Below are 13,916 nucleotides of genomic sequence, written 5' to 3'. Positions count from 1 at the left end.
ACCCGGCGATGGGCTCTGCGCGAAAACCTGGCCGTATCGTTACTGGATCCCGGCCTGCGCCGGGATGACGAGCCAATTCAATGCCGGCGATACCGCCACGGCGAATGACGATGGCGGAAGAGAGTGGGAGTCGAACCCACCCGAGACAGTCTGATCTGCCTCACCCGGATTTGAAGTCCGGACGCCCCACCGGAGACGATTCTCTTCCATGCGTTGCGCTTGCCGCCGGCGCGAACAGGTCCAGATACCGCGCCTGCACCCGGCGCAAGGTGCCGCGATTGAGCGTCACGCCTTGCCGGTCGAAGAATTCTAGGATCTGGATCGCCACTTTACGACCATTGTCCAGCCGGTCGCGGAACTGCGCGGCGGTAAAGCGGCCGTCCGCGCCCTCGGCGGCGAGCGCGGCGGCGATCAGCGCCATTTCGTGCATGGTCGCGCGCAGGAAGAAATGATCGTGCGCCACCTCGTCCGCCCGGCCCAGCCGCGCGGCGAAGCGCAGCAGCTGCCGCACTTCAGGCTCCTGCCGCCCCAGCGCCCAGGCTAGGTCGCGCACGCGCGGCGGGCGGAAGCGGGCTTCGCCATCGAGCAGCGGGGCGATGGCCTGCCACAGCGCCTCGCGTTCGGGGTTCAGTCGCAGGGTGTGGCCGGGCAGGCGCACGAAGGCGCCGTCGCGGACGATGCGTTCGGCCAGGTCCGGATGCTGCAGCGCCTGCGCGAAGGCCGAAGCCGGCAGGCGCGGCTGCAGGGCCAGGCGCAGGCGTTCGCGGCCGATGCCTTGCAGGTCCGGATTGGCCGTATGGAAGGCCCCGAGACATTCGACCAGCCGCGCCACGAAGTGCTGCCAGTGCGGCCGGCCGATGGCGATGCGTTCGCCGCCATCGGCGAAGATCACGGGCGCCAGTGCGGCGGCGATATCGTCCGCGCGGGAAGCGGACAGGGCGCGATCTCTTGCGAACGCCGCCAGGTCCCAGGCGAACGGCGGCGCATCGAGCAGCGCGGCGAACGCCTCCAACGGATCGCTCATCAAGAGCGCCGCGCGCTGCGCCTGGCGCTCGGCGGTGCGGCGCTGGCGCGGCGGGCCGCGCAGATCCAGGAACTGGCCGCCGCCAATGGTGCGTTGCGCGGAGACGTCGCGCAGCACGAAGCGGTCCAGCGCGGCGGCGGCGATCGGGCGGCTCAGCACCAGCTGCACGTCGGCCGCCTGGCCCGGCGCCAGCTGCTCGCCTTCAACCAGCACCACGCGCACGCCCACCTCGCTGGCGCCGTGATGCAGGCGCGCGGGAAACCATTGGCTCATCGGCTTCGATTCGCCGGGCAGCAGGCGCAGGCGCGCGTCGATGCGCTCGACCGGCGCATGCAGGAATGGATCGACCACCATGTCGCCGCGGTGGATCGCATCCTTGGCGATGTCCTCGCCACTGAGGTTCAGCGCGCAGCGGTCGCCGGCGCGCCCGAGCTCCACCGCGTGGTTCTGCGCGTGCAACGAACGCACGCGCGCGCTGAGGCCGGAAGGGCTGAGCAGCACCTGGTCCTTCACGCGCACCGTGCCGGACAACACCGTGCCGGTCACCGTCAGGCCGATGCCGGGCAGGGTGAACACGCGGTCGACCGCCAGGCGGAAGCGGCCATCGGCGGCGCGTTCGCCCAGCGTTCGCGCCTCGGTGGCAAGGCGCTCGCGCAGCGCGTCGATGCCCAGGCCTGTGGCGGAAGAAACCGGGAACATGTCGGCATCGCCGAGCGCAGTGCCCGCAGTGGCGGCGCGGATCTGTGCGCCCACTTCGGCCAGCCTTCCCGGCGGCGCCAGGTCGACCTTGGTCAGCGCGATCACGCCGCGGCGGATCTGCAGCAGGTCCAGGATCGCCAGATGCTCCAGCGTCTGCGGCATCACGCCATCGTCGACTGCCACCACCAGCAGGGCGATATCGATGCCGCTGGCGCCGGCCACCATGGTGTGCACGAAGCGCTCGTGGCCGGGCACGTCGACGAAGCCGAGCGTGCCGGTGTCGCTCAGCGGCAGGTAGGCGAAGCCGAGGTCGATGGTGATGCCGCGGGCCTTTTCTTCCTTGAGCCGGTCGCCGTCGACGCCGGTCAGAGCCTTGATCAGCGAAGTCTTGCCGTGATCGATATGGCCCGCGGTGCCGACGATCATGGAGCGCCCGCGTGGAGCCCGGCGAGATCCAGTTGCGCCAGGCTGGCCAGCAGATCCGCTTCAACGGCGTCGGCCAGGCAACGCAGATCCAATCGCAGCGCGCCGTCGGCAATGCGGCCGAGCACCGGCTGCGGCAAGGCGCGCATGGCGGCGGACAGGCGTTCCAGCACGGCCTGGCTGCCGTGCGGGCGGATCAGCAGAGCGGCGCTGGCCAGCGTATCCAGAGGCAATGCGCCGGAGCCGACCTGGCTGAGGCAGTCGCCCACCGCCACGTCGAAGTGGTTGCCGAGCCGTTCGGCAACCGCCGGTTGCAGTCGATGCGCCTGGGCCGCGATCGCCGCTTGCGCGCGTGCGAGAAACCGCAGGGTCGGCAGGCGTTCGGCCAGGCGGTCCGGATCGCGATAGAGCTTGAGCGTGGCTTCGATCGCGGCCAGGCGCAGCTTGTCCACGCGCAGCGCGCGCTTGAGCGGGTTGCGGTTGATGCGTTCGATCAGCGCGCGGTCGCCGACGATAAAGCCGGCCTGCGGGCCGCCCAATAACTTGTCGCCGGAGAAGGTGACCAGCCGCGCGCCTTCGGCCACCGCTTCGCGCACGGTAGGCTCCTTGGCCAGGCCGTAGCGCGCGAGGTCGACCAGCATGCCGGAGCCCAGGTCGTTCAACAGCGGCACGCCCGCGGCATCGGCGATGCCTGCGAGTTCGCGCGCGCCTACTTCCGCGGTGAAACCCTGGATGCGGTAGTTGGAGGTATGCACCTTGAGCACCAGGCCGGTGCGTTCGCCGATGGCTTCGCGGTAGTCGGCGGGATGGGTGCGGTTGGTGGTGCCCACTTCGATCATGCGCGTGCCGGCGCGCGCCATGATCTCGGGCATGCGGAAGGCGCCGCCGATCTCGATCAGCTCGCCGCGCGAGACCACCGCATCGCGGCCCAGCGCAAAGGTGTTGAGGCACAGCAGCACGGCGGCGGCGTTGTTGTTGACCACGGTGGCGTCTTCGGCGCCGGTCAGTTCGCGCAGCAGGCCGCGCACGTGGTCGTCGCGCTCGCCGCGTTCGCCTTCGTCCAGGTCGTATTCGAGCGCCACGGCATGGCGCATTGCCGCGGTCGCGGCTTCGATGGCGGCTTCGGCCAGCAGGGCGCGGCCGAGATTGGTGTGCAGCACGGTGCCGGTGAGGTTGAACAGCGGGCGCAGGCTGGGCAGTTGCGCATCCAGCCGCGCCGCGGCGCGTTGCGCCAGTGCTTCGGCGCCGGGTGCGGCTGAAGATGTGACGCGCATGATCTCGCGTGCTTCATCGATCGCGGCGCGGATGGCGTCGGTGGTGGCCGCGCGGCCATGGCGCTCGACCAAGGCAAGGGCCTCGCGGGTGGCCAATACCGTGGCAACCGCGGGAAGGTGGCGCAGGGAAGTGGCCTCAGGGCCGGTCACATTGCTTGTCCATGGGCATTGCCGGGTATCCGATTGCAGCGCGTGCACGCGAAGATTGCATGACAGCTCAGGTCGCGTGGCGGGACCTATGCTGCGTCGCGGATCGGGGCAGGGTCAAGGCGGGATTGCATACCTGTGCCATGACGTCGAAGAGTGAACCCTTCTCCCTCCGGGAGAAGGTGGCGGCAGCCGGATGAGGGTTCGGGCGGAGTGGAGCGCACCACTCTGCCCGAACCCTCACCCCAACCCCTCTCCCGACGGGAGAGGGGCTTTACGCCGTCGCGAGCCCCGTAGCATTCTGCGCAACGCGGACAGGCGATCGCCTATGCGCATAATCGCCCCCCGCCGCAGCGCCTGCATCCTGCGGCACCGGTCGGCAGCTTCGTGCCCTGTAGGGCCGCTACATCCAAGCCATGGGTTGGGATAGCGATGTCCGTCGCCTTGCCGGCTGCGCGTGCCGCGCGTCTGTGCGTTTTCCTTTTGCTGGCCGTGGCCGGCCTGTTCTACGTGAAGTGGCATCCGTATTACGACCGCGCCTTCGTCGCCGCGGCCGGGCAGGCGATCGGCCATTCGATCCTGATGGGCGATGCGGCGAGTGCGCCGGAGCCGTCGTGGAATGCGGCCATCGGCTACGCGCTGGCCTATGGCAAGGCGATCTGGCAGGCGATGCTGCTGGGCCTGCTGCTGGGTTCGGGCATCCAGGCCTTGCTGCCGGCCAGCTGGGTGCGGCGCGTGCTGGGCGGCAGCGGCATGGGCGGCGTGGTGGCGGGCGGTCTGCTGGCGCTGCCCGGGATGATGTGCACCTGCTGCGCCGCGCCGGTGGTGGTGGGCATGCGCAGGCACCAGGCCGCGGCGGGGCCGGCGCTGGCGTTCTGGCTCGGCAATACCGTGCTCAATCCGGCGACCCTGGTGTTCACCGGCTTCGTGCTCGGTTGGCATTGGACCGTGTTCCGGTTGTGCTTCGGCGTGCCGCTGGTGTTCGGCCTGGGCTATCTCGCCAGCCGGATGTCGGCGCGCACAGATGCGCCGTCACCGGTCGACCTGCCAGCCGTCGAGCCCGAGCCGCATTCGCTCGCGGAAGTCGGCAGGCGCTGGGCGGCGATCTTCGGGCGCATGGCGCTGCGCCTGCTGCCCGAATACCTGGTGATCGTGCTGCTGCTGGGCGCGTTCCGCGCCTGGATGTTTCCCGCGATCGGGCCGGCCATCGGCGACCAGTGGTACTGGATCGCCGCGATGGCGCTGGCCGGCATGCTGTTCGTGATTCCGACCGCCGGCGAAGTGCCCATCGTGCAGGCGATGCTGGCGCTGGGTATGGGAAGCGGCCCGGCGGCGGCCTTGCTGCTGACCTTGCCGCCGGTGAGCCTGCCGTCCTTGGCGATGCTGGCGCGCTCGTTTCCGTGGCGGGTGTTGCTGGCGGTGGCTGCCGCGGTGGTTGGCTGTGGTCTGCTCGGCGGCGCGATCGCGGTGTGGTTGACGCTGCGCTAGGCAACCAGCAGCAAGGGATTCGGTGCGTGCCGCGCGAAGCCCGCTTCGGCGACCAGGATGTCCAGGCCGATCGAAGCGAGATCGTCCGCGTACGGGTCCGCCTTCATGTCGTGGATCTGATAGAGCAGCTTGGCGTAGGTCTGGCATTCGCCGCAGGTTTCGGCTTTCACTACGCCGGGGTCGCCCTCGATACCTTGCAAGGCGAGATGCCGCGTGCCGCTGCAGGTGATGCACACGGCACGCACGTGGTTCCATGCCGTGGAGCAAAGCGAGCAGTACAGATAGCGCGTCCCCGGCGTGCTGCCGCTGGCGGCGACCATGCCGGCGACCGGCGGCGAACCGCAGCAGGGGCACAGTCCGCGCTCTTCCAGCAGGCGCAGCTCATCGGCTTTCAGGCCTGCGGCGGAGCAGGTGAAGTAGACCTGCAAAGCGGCGGCGACATAGATCGCCGCGCCGGCATCGGCGGTGGACAGGCCACCGCGCAGGAACTGGTCGGCCAGGCGCTCCTGCGTGGCGGCTTCGCAACCCAGCAAGGCATCGACGACAGCCAGCGCCGGCGGCGGCAAGCTCTTGCGATCGATGCGGTCGAGCAGCAGCACCAGCCCTTCGCGCCACGACACCTCGCGGCGATGGCCATCGGCAGCCAGTGGCGGCAGGCGGGCTTCGATCGACTGCGCCACGACAGGCGGATCGAGCGTGGCGGCAGGCGCCAGCGTGGTTGCCACTTCGTGCTGCGCACGCGCCAGCACCGCGACGAAGCGCAACCACGCTTCCATCGGATGTCCCGCGGCCAGCTGTTCCAGCCGTTGCGCGGTGGCGGCGAAGCGGCGGGCAGGGTCGGGGCGCAGGATCGGGTCCGGCGCCTTGACGCCGGCATGCGAAGGTCCGGTCCATTTGCCGCTGGGCGGCGCTTCGGCTTGTCTCACGTGCGTGGTTTCCTGGAATCTTGCTTGCCGTGCTGCGCCAGTTCCAGCAGCCATTTGCGGTGATGGCGCCACGCCCAGCCCGGCGTGACATAGCCCTGGGTCATCGCGCGCACCGAATGGCGCACCCAGATCGCCGCATAGACATGCACGATCCACACGATGATCGCGGCCAGCGCCGCCAGGCTATGGATCAGCGCCGCCGCGCGCTGCACCGGAATCGAAGTGGCGCTGCCGAAGTACACCTCCCAGAGGGCCAGGCCGCTGAAGAACAGCACCGGAATCAGCAAGGTCATCGACCAGAACACCAGTTTCTGGCCGGCATTGTTGCGGCCTACCGGCGGCGTGTGCTCCTCGTCGTTGACGATCACCGGGCCGATCGACTTCATCCAGGCGGCGTCGTCCTGGTTCAGCAGGTTCTCGCGCCAGAACTGCACGATCAGGCCCAGATAGCTCACCAGCAGCACCACGCCGATCCACGGATGCACCGCCCGCGTCCATTGCCCGCCGCCGAACAGGCCGGACAGAAAGAACAGCATCGGGTGGAACATCGACAGGCCCGACAGCACCAGCAGCACGAAGCAGATCGCGGTGATCCAGTGATTGACGCGGTTGGCCAGGGTGTAGCGCACGATGGCGTTCTTCGGGCGGCTCATGACAGCTTCTCCTCGCCTTCGCGCAGCACGCGCTCGCCCTCGGCCTCGTCTTCCTCGGTGACTTCGTTCGGGCCGGCGCTGATCCAGTGGAAGAAGCCGGCCAGCGCGGCGAGCGCGATGCCGGCCAGGCCGAGCGGCTTGATAAAGCCTTTCCACAAGTCGACCGTGGCGCTGATGCGCGGCTTGTCGGGCAGGCCCGAATACAGCGAGGGCTTGTCCGCGTGATGCAGCACATACATCACATGGGTGCCGCCGACTTCCTGCGGGTCGTACAGGCCGGCGTTCTCGAAGCCGCGCGTCTTCAGCTCGACGATGCGCAGCTGCGCCTGGTGCTGCATGTCGGTCTTGGCGCCGAACATGATGGCGCCGGTGGGGCAGGCCTTGACGCAGGCCGGCTCCAGCCCGACCGATACGCGGTCCGAGCACAGCGTGCACTTGTACGACTTGTGATCCTGCTTGCTGATGCGCGGGATATTGAACGGGCAGCCTTTCACGCAATAGCCGCAGCCGATGCATTTGTCGCTGATGAAGTCCACGATGCCGTTGGCGTACTGCACGATCGCGCCCGGGGCAGGGCAGGCCTTCAGGCAGCCTGGATCTTCGCAGTGCATGCAGCCGTCCTTGCGGATCAGCCATTCGAGATTGCCCTGTTCGTTCTCGTGTTCGGCGAACTTCATCAGCGTCCACACGCTGGGGCCCAGGTCCGCCGGGTTCTCGTACGAACCTTCGAAGTGGCCGATCTCCGGGCGCAGGTCGTTCCATTCCATGCAGGCGGACTGGCAGGCCTTGCAGCCGATGCAGCGGCTGACGTCGATCAGCTTGGCGACCTGGTCTTCATGGCTGCGCGCCATGGGCGGCGTCATGGTGGTGGCGGAGCGGCGGACGTAGTCTTGCGATTGCAGATCTGACATGACGTATGTCCTCAGGCTGCCGGTGCCGCGGTTCGTTCGATATTGACCAGGAACGCCTTGAACTCCGGCGTCTGCGTATTGGCATCGCCCACCGACGGCGTCAGCGTATTGGCCCCGTAACCCTTGCGCGCCTGCCCGGTAAAGCCCCAGTGGATCGGCACGCCGATCACGTGGGTGGGCTTGCCGTCCACCGTCATCGGCTTGATGCGCTTGGTCACGTAGGCCTTGCAGATCACTTCGCCGCGTTTGGAGGTGACCTTCACCCAGCCGCCTTGCTCGATGCCTTTCTCCTTGGCCAGCACCTCGCCGATCTCGATGAATTCCTCCGGCTGCAGCACCGCGTTGATCAGGGCGTGCTTGGTCCAGTAGTGGAAATGCTCGGTCAGGCGATAGGTGGTGGCTACGTAGGGGAACTGCTGCGGGCTGCCGAAGGATTTGCGGTCGTTCGGAAACACGCGCGCGACCGGGTTCGAATTCACCTTCGGATGCAGCACGTTGTCCACCGGCGATTCCAGCGGCTCGTAGTGCTCGGGGAAGGGGCCGTCGCCCATCAGGTCGCGGGAGAACAGGCGACCCATGCCTTCGGCATTCATGATGAAGGGGCCGACGCCGTCGGACGGTTTCACCGTGGGGCCGTAATCGGGCACGTCGACGCCCACCCATTTGCTGCCGTTCCAGGAGATCAGCGGCTTGGCCGGATTCCACGGCTTGCCGTCCGGGTCCGCGCTGGCGCGGTTGTAGAGGATGCGGCGGTTGGCCGGCCAGGCCCAGGCCCAGTTCGGCGCGATGCCTTGCTCGCGCGGGTCGGTGGCGTCGCGCCGCGCCATCTGGTTGCCCTTCTCGGTGAAGCAGCCGGTGAAGATCCAGCAACCGGAGGCGGTGCTGCCGTCGTCGCGCAATTGAGCGAACGCATCGAGCAGAGTGCCGGCCTTGGTCACCACCGCGTTCGTCGCCGGGTCGACCAGGTCGGTGAGCGCGCGGCCGTTCATTTCCTTGGCCAGTTCTTCCGGATCCGGTTCGTGCGGGTCGGTGTATTTCCAGCTCATGCCGAGCACCGGGTCGGGGAAGGCGCCGCCTTCCTTGCGGTACAGCTCGCGCAGGCGCTGGAAGATGCCGGTCATGATCCAGATGTCGGATTTCGCCTCGCCCGGTGCGTCCGCCGCCTTCCAGTGCCATTGCAGCCAGCGCGCGGAATTGACCAGCGAGCCGTTCTCTTCGGCAAAGCACGTGGTGGGCAGCTGGAATACTTCGGTCTGGATCTCGGCGGACTTGGCCGGATTCTGCGGGCCGAAGTCCTGCCAGAAGCGCGAGGTTTCCGTGTCCAGCGGATCCATCGTTACCAGGAACTTCAGCTTGCTCAAGCCGCGGCGGATCTTGCCGCGGTCGGGGAAGGCCTGCAGCGGATTGAAGCCCTGGCAGATGTAGCCGCCCATCTGCCCCTGATCCATCATCTCGAAGGCCTTGATCACGTCGTACAGCGGCACGTCGAGCTTGGGCAGCCAGTCGTAGGCCCAATCGTTGTCCTTGGTGGCGGCATCGCCCCACAGCGCCTTCTGCAGGCTCACGAAGAACTTGCGGTAGTTCTGCCAGTAGCTGGTCTGGCCCGGGCGCAGCGGCTTGTACAGCTTGGTCTTCATGTATTCGTCGAGGCTGGTCTCCTTGTCCACCGGCAGATTCATATAGCCCGGCAGCAGGTTGGAGAGCAGGCCGACGTCGGTCAGGCCCTGGATATTGGAATGCCCGCGCAGCGCATTCATGCCGCCGCCGGCCACGCCGATATTGCCCAGCAGCAGCTGCACCATCGCCATGTTGCGGATGTTCTGCGAACCCACCGAATGCTGGGTCCAGCCCAGCGCGAACAGGCTGGTCATGGCCTTGTCCGGCGCGGCGGTGCTGGCGAACAGCTCGCATACGTGCAGGAACTTGTCCTGCGGCGTGCCGCAGATACGCGAGACCATCTCCGGCGTGTAGCGCGACACGTGCTGCTTGAGCAGGTTGATCACGCAGCGCGGATGCTGCCAGCTGTCGTCGGACTGGGCGTAGCCGTCCTTGTCCAGTTCGTAGTCCCAGCTGGACTTGTCGTAGCTGTGCTTTTCCTCGTTGTAGCCGCTGAACAGGCCGTCCTGGAAACCGAAACCTTCCTTCACGATCAGGCCGGCATTGGTATAGGCGCGCACGTATTCGTGCTGGATCGCGTCCTTTTCCAGCAGGTAATGGATGACGCCATTGAGGAAGGCGATATCGGTGCCGGGGCGGATCGGCGCGTAGTAGTCGGCCACCGAGGCCGTGCGCGTAAAGCGCGGATCGACCACGACGAGCTTGGCGCCGTTCTCGATCTTCGCCTCGATCACCCATTTGAAGCCGCAGGGGTGCGCCTCGGCGGCATTGCCGCCCATCACCACTACGACATTGGCGTTCTTGATGTCCTGCCAGGTGTTGGTCATCGCACCGCGACCGAATGATGGGGCCAGACTGGCCACCGTCGGTCCGTGTCAGACGCGCGCCTGGTTGTCGAACACCACCATGCCGAGGGAGCGGGCCACCTTCCAGGTGAGGTAGGCGGTTTCGCTGGACGAGGCCGACGCGGCGAGCATGCCGGTGGTGAGCCAGCGGTTCACCGTGGTGCCGGCGGGATTCTTCGCGATGAAGTTTTTATCGCGATCGTCCTTCATCAGCCGGGCGATGCGGTCCAGCGCGAAGTCCCAGGAGACTTCCTTGAACTCGGTGCCGCCGGCGGCGCGGTAGCGCGGCGCCTTCAGGCGGGTGGGCGCATGCACCACGTCGAGCAGGGCCGAGCCTTTGGGGCAGAGCGTGCCGCGGTTCACCGGATGGTCCGGGTCGCCTTCGATATGGATGATGTTCGAGCGCGCGTTCTTGGCGCGGTCGCCCATGCTGTAGATCAGGATGCCGCAGGCCACCGAGCAGTAAGTGCAGGTGTTGCGCGTCTCGGTGGCGTGGGTGAGCTTGAACGGCCTGACGGCGGCGGCTTGCGCCTCGCCGGAAGCGCCGAAACCCAGGACGCCCAATCCCGATGCTGCCAGGCCGAGGCCGGTGATCTTGATGAACTCGCGACGTGTAAGTGCCATCGCTGTGCTGCTCCCGTGAGTTGGCTGGACATGCCGCCCGGTGAAGGGGGCGATGCGGCTCGAGAGACTGCCTGGACGAATAGGAATGATCCCATTGTCCGGACGGAAATTAGCACAGAACATCGTTTCCGATGGCTGGATAACAAGAAAGTTACAGTCGTAATCGACTGCAATAAAAGGTCAGGATTCGGGCCAGCCCCAGTGGATGAGCAGGCGCCGCAGCGGGCCATGGTCGCGCAGCCGATACGCCGAGGCCGCCTTGGGCGAATCCACCATGACGGCGTCGGCGCCGAGTCCGGCGGCCACCCGGTAGTCGGGCTCGCTGTTGATGCCGAACAGGATGACCCGGGTGCCGTTCGCCACGTTGAAGCAGGCCATGGCGCGCTCGTTCCACAGCAGCGCCGAGACCTTGCTGGTGCCCGCGCCCAGGGTCAGCGACTCGGAGACTTCCATGTCGCGCCGCAGCTCGAAACCGACCTGCGCGCCCGCGGGCGGACTTTCCGGGCAGCGCTGCTCCAGCAGCAGGCTGACCAGCCGCTGCCGGGTGGCTTCGCGCGTCTCGAAACGCTGCGCCCGCACGTTCAGGCCGAAGGCTTGCAGGTTGTCGGCCCGCGTCGAATAGAGCCAGGTCCTGCTCCAGAACAGGTGGCGCTGCAGCACGTCGGCGACGGCTTTCGCCGCGCGCGCGGCGTCCGGCGTCTTGATGTCGATGAAGAGTTCGACATCTTCCGGCAGCTGGTCGATCAGGTCCTCCAGCGCCGGTATATGCACTGGCGTATCCCGGTACGGATAGGTCACGGCGCCGGAGGCTCCGGTTTCCTTGAACTGCCATCCGGCATTGAGTTTCACCAGCGCCGCATAAGGCGTTTGCGCGACTTCGCCGGCGCCGTCGGTGAGCGCGGAAAGATCGCGTGGCCGATACAGCACCGGAATGCCGTCCTGGCTGACCTGCACGCTGACCCACAGTTTCTTGACGCCGTAGGAGATGGCCAGGCGGCAAGCGGCGAGCGTGTTCTCCGGTGCGTCCGCGGTGCCGCAGCGGTGCGCGATCAGTGCGGGCGGACGATGCGGCTGGTGCTCGGCAAAGGGGCGCGCCACCGCGAGCCAGGCCAGCGCCACCGTGAGCGCGCAGGCAAGCAGGACGCCGACAGCCAGTCTGATGCTCATGCGAGTTCCTGCCGTTCGTGTGGAGTGGAGCCGGATCAAGTTAGCGATCCGCCGCGATCGCTTGAATGGGATTTATCCAGAGATTTGCCCGCTTTCGCCGTCACCGAAGCTCGCGCACTGGAATAAGACTTTTCGCCGACATTCCTCCTCCTTCGCCTCGGCAGATGAGTCCGGAACGCAACCGCGGCGTGACGCCAGGTCCCAGCTCCGGAAAATTCAGGTTCAGCGCCTTGGCCCGCTTTCATACGCTGGCGGTCATGGGAACGATCCGTCCAAGCCGGGCGAGTGTGTCGGAAGGGGGCTTCGGCAAGATGTCCGCCACCGCGATGCATGGCGTCGATCATGCGCAGGCAGAGCCGGCGCCTAAGGCGGTGCGCCGTCGCGCCGGCTGTTTGCATCCGGTCGTGCTCGCCGTCTTCATCGCCTCGACGATGAGCGCCTGCGGCGTGGAACCGTGGCAGGAGCGGCCGTCGGGCCGGGATGCCGCGTCAGTGCAACGCGAAGGCGGCGATGCGCCGCCTTCACCGGCGCCGATGCCGGCGCAGACTTTTCCGATCGAGCCGGTCGACGCGGAGCGCAAGGCCAGAAAAGCCCGCGCGGCGGCCGCGGTATCGTCGCGGCAGGCGCGGCGCGCAAAGCAGACAACGCCCACGCCCGATGAGCCTGCACTTGAAGATCCGGAGCTCACGCCGCCCGAGACCGCTGAAACTCCGGTGGCGGAGGCGGCGCCTGCCACCGCATGGGTCGATCCGCTCGCGGCCGAGGAAGTGGCCACGCCGGACCTGGCGCCCCCGCTTCCTCCTGGCGCCGAGGCTGGCGCCAATCCGGTGGCGTGGCTGGTGGTGGCCAGCTGCAGCGTGCTCGGAGTCTTCATCCTCTGGCGCCGCCGGCGCGAACGCCAGCGGCGCCGGCGGCGCGAAGCATGGACGCCGATCCGCTGGGGCGGCCCCAAGCTGATCCGCCCGCACTGGGACTACGACCCGGGCCAGTTCGACTCGGATGCCTTCCTGCGGCGCTGGGATTCGATCGGCTTGAGCATCTCCGGCGAATGGCGCCTGCTGCTCGCCATCGCCGGCCGCATCGCGCCCCATGCATCGCAGTTCGCCGGCTGGCGGCGGGCGGTGGCGCGGCCGCGGCCGTTGCTGTCGTTCCGTCCGGACTGGCATTACCTGCCGTTTGCGGGCGATGCGGCCGAAACGCTGGCGAGATGGTGCCGGCTGGGCCTGAGCATCCATGGCGATGCCTTGCAGGCTTCGATGGTTGGCGGACAGCTCGAATGGGTGTTCGAGATGGACGCCGGACGGATCGAGACGCCGGTGGAACCGTTCGCGCAGCTGCCTGCGGCGGCGCCCGAGGAGCCGGCGGAGGTCGTCGTGGATGCACTGCCTCGCGATCTTGTCGCTGTACCGTCGGAAGATCGCGCGTGGCAGCAAGGCGATGCGCAGGACATGCCTGCGGAAATTTCATCGCCCATGCGTGTTACGGACGAACCGCTTGCATCCGGAGTGATGGATGCCGAGCCGGAAAGCAGCCAGCCCATTGTCGAAGCTGTGGCGCCGGTCGCCTGCGAAATCACTGCCGCACCGCAGGAAGAACAGTCCGGCACAAGCTGGCTCTCTCGTCTGGGCAGCTTGCTCAAGGCCTGGGAAAGCCAGCCCGCGCCGGAACTCGAGGCGGAGCTGTGGGGTGCATCGCGCCGCCTGTCCGCCCATGCCGCGGCCTTGCCGCCAGCCGCGCGCGCGCCTTGGCTCGATGCCGTGGAGGCGCTGGCCGAACGCATGGTGCGCAGCGTGCCGGCCGCATCGCGCGGCGCCTGGCAGGCCCATTGGGTCGACCTGCGGCTGGAGCGGCTCGGCGCCATGAATGGCGCATGGCGCCTGCTCGAACTGCGCGCGCTCGACGATGCCTGCGCTGGCGACGGCGCGCCTGAAGTGATCGAGGCGAGGATCCGCCTTCTCCAGCTATGGGCCGATGCGCTGCTCGGCCCGGCCGCCAAGGCCAAACGCGTGGAAGCCGCGGCATTGGCGGCTTCGCTTCGCCCGGCGCACGCGGCGAGCGCCTGAGCAGTTTCGCCGCAGGCTTTCATCGGCTCCATCGAGCTTTCATCCCTTTATTGCC

General features: G+C 67.6%; 9 protein-coding genes and 1 tRNA gene. 2 read left to right on the top strand and 8 right to left on the bottom strand.

Annotated features, from left to right (window positions below; translation table 11 throughout):
- Positions 1 to 111 precede the first annotated feature (111 nt).
- The 3 genes from KK141_RS11500 to selA all read right to left on the bottom strand — a co-directional run bounded on the left by KK141_RS11500 (position 112) and on the right by selA (position 3,570).
- A tRNA-Sec gene (locus KK141_RS11500) sits at positions 112 to 208 on the bottom strand.
- On the bottom strand, positions 161 to 2,149 hold the full coding sequence (selB, locus tag KK141_RS11495) for a selenocysteine-specific translation elongation factor (RefSeq protein WP_214572286.1): 1,989 nt from the start codon (positions 2,147 to 2,149) through the stop codon (positions 161 to 163). Before selB ends, KK141_RS11500 begins: the two co-directional genes overlap by 48 nt.
- On the bottom strand, positions 2,146 to 3,570 hold the full coding sequence (selA, locus tag KK141_RS11490; protein WP_214572287.1) for an L-seryl-tRNA(Sec) selenium transferase: 1,425 nt from the start codon (positions 3,568 to 3,570) through the stop codon (positions 2,146 to 2,148). Before selA ends, selB begins: the two co-directional genes overlap by 4 nt.
- Before the next feature lie 429 nt (positions 3,571 to 3,999).
- Between selA and KK141_RS11485 the strand changes: the two genes are divergently transcribed.
- Positions 4,000 to 5,055: a permease gene (locus KK141_RS11485; RefSeq protein ID WP_214572288.1), complete on the top strand. Its 1,056-nt coding sequence runs from the start codon at positions 4,000 to 4,002 to the stop codon at positions 5,053 to 5,055.
- On the opposite strand, the gene fdhE is transcribed toward KK141_RS11485, so the two are convergent.
- From fdhE to KK141_RS11460, 5 genes are all read right to left on the bottom strand, one after another.
- Positions 5,052 to 5,981, bottom strand: coding sequence for a formate dehydrogenase accessory protein FdhE (gene fdhE / locus KK141_RS11480; RefSeq protein ID WP_214572289.1), 930 nt, complete (start codon positions 5,979 to 5,981; stop codon positions 5,052 to 5,054). The two genes, KK141_RS11485 and fdhE, sit on opposite strands and share 4 nt — an antisense overlap.
- Positions 5,978 to 6,634 (bottom strand): formate dehydrogenase subunit gamma, encoded by a 657-nt coding sequence (locus tag KK141_RS11475; RefSeq protein WP_214572290.1) that lies wholly within the window; start codon positions 6,632 to 6,634, stop codon positions 5,978 to 5,980. Before KK141_RS11475 ends, fdhE begins: the two co-directional genes overlap by 4 nt.
- On the bottom strand, positions 6,631 to 7,545 hold the full coding sequence (fdxH, locus tag KK141_RS11470; RefSeq protein WP_214572291.1) for a formate dehydrogenase subunit beta: 915 nt from the start codon (positions 7,543 to 7,545) through the stop codon (positions 6,631 to 6,633). The genes KK141_RS11475 and fdxH overlap by 4 nt, the downstream gene beginning before the upstream one ends.
- Positions 7,546 to 7,556: 11 nt before the next feature.
- Complete coding sequence (fdnG, locus tag KK141_RS11465; RefSeq protein WP_214572292.1) at positions 7,557 to 10,631, bottom strand: formate dehydrogenase-N subunit alpha; 3,075 nt, start codon at positions 10,629 to 10,631, stop codon at positions 7,557 to 7,559.
- Between the two features lie 180 nt (positions 10,632 to 10,811).
- Positions 10,812 to 11,798 carry a glycerophosphodiester phosphodiesterase family protein gene (locus KK141_RS11460; protein ID WP_214572293.1) on the bottom strand — a complete coding sequence of 329 codons (987 nt, stop codon included), beginning with the start codon at positions 11,796 to 11,798 and terminating at the stop codon, positions 10,812 to 10,814.
- Between the two features lie 311 nt (positions 11,799 to 12,109).
- Here KK141_RS11460 and KK141_RS11455 point away from each other — a divergent pair, with 311 nt between their 5' ends.
- The gene (locus tag KK141_RS11455; protein WP_214572294.1) at positions 12,110 to 13,861 is read left to right on the top strand and encodes a hypothetical protein; all 1,752 of its coding nucleotides are present in this window, start codon (positions 12,110 to 12,112) and stop codon (positions 13,859 to 13,861) included.
- Positions 13,862 to 13,916 lie beyond the last annotated feature (55 nt).

Origin of the sequence: Dyella sp. LX-66 (genome assembly GCF_018599165.1) — a bacterium.
In the GTDB taxonomy this organism is placed as follows: Bacteria; Pseudomonadota; Gammaproteobacteria; order Xanthomonadales; family Rhodanobacteraceae; genus Dyella_D; species Dyella_D marensis.
This window is presented reverse-complemented; position numbering and strand designations above follow the sequence as displayed.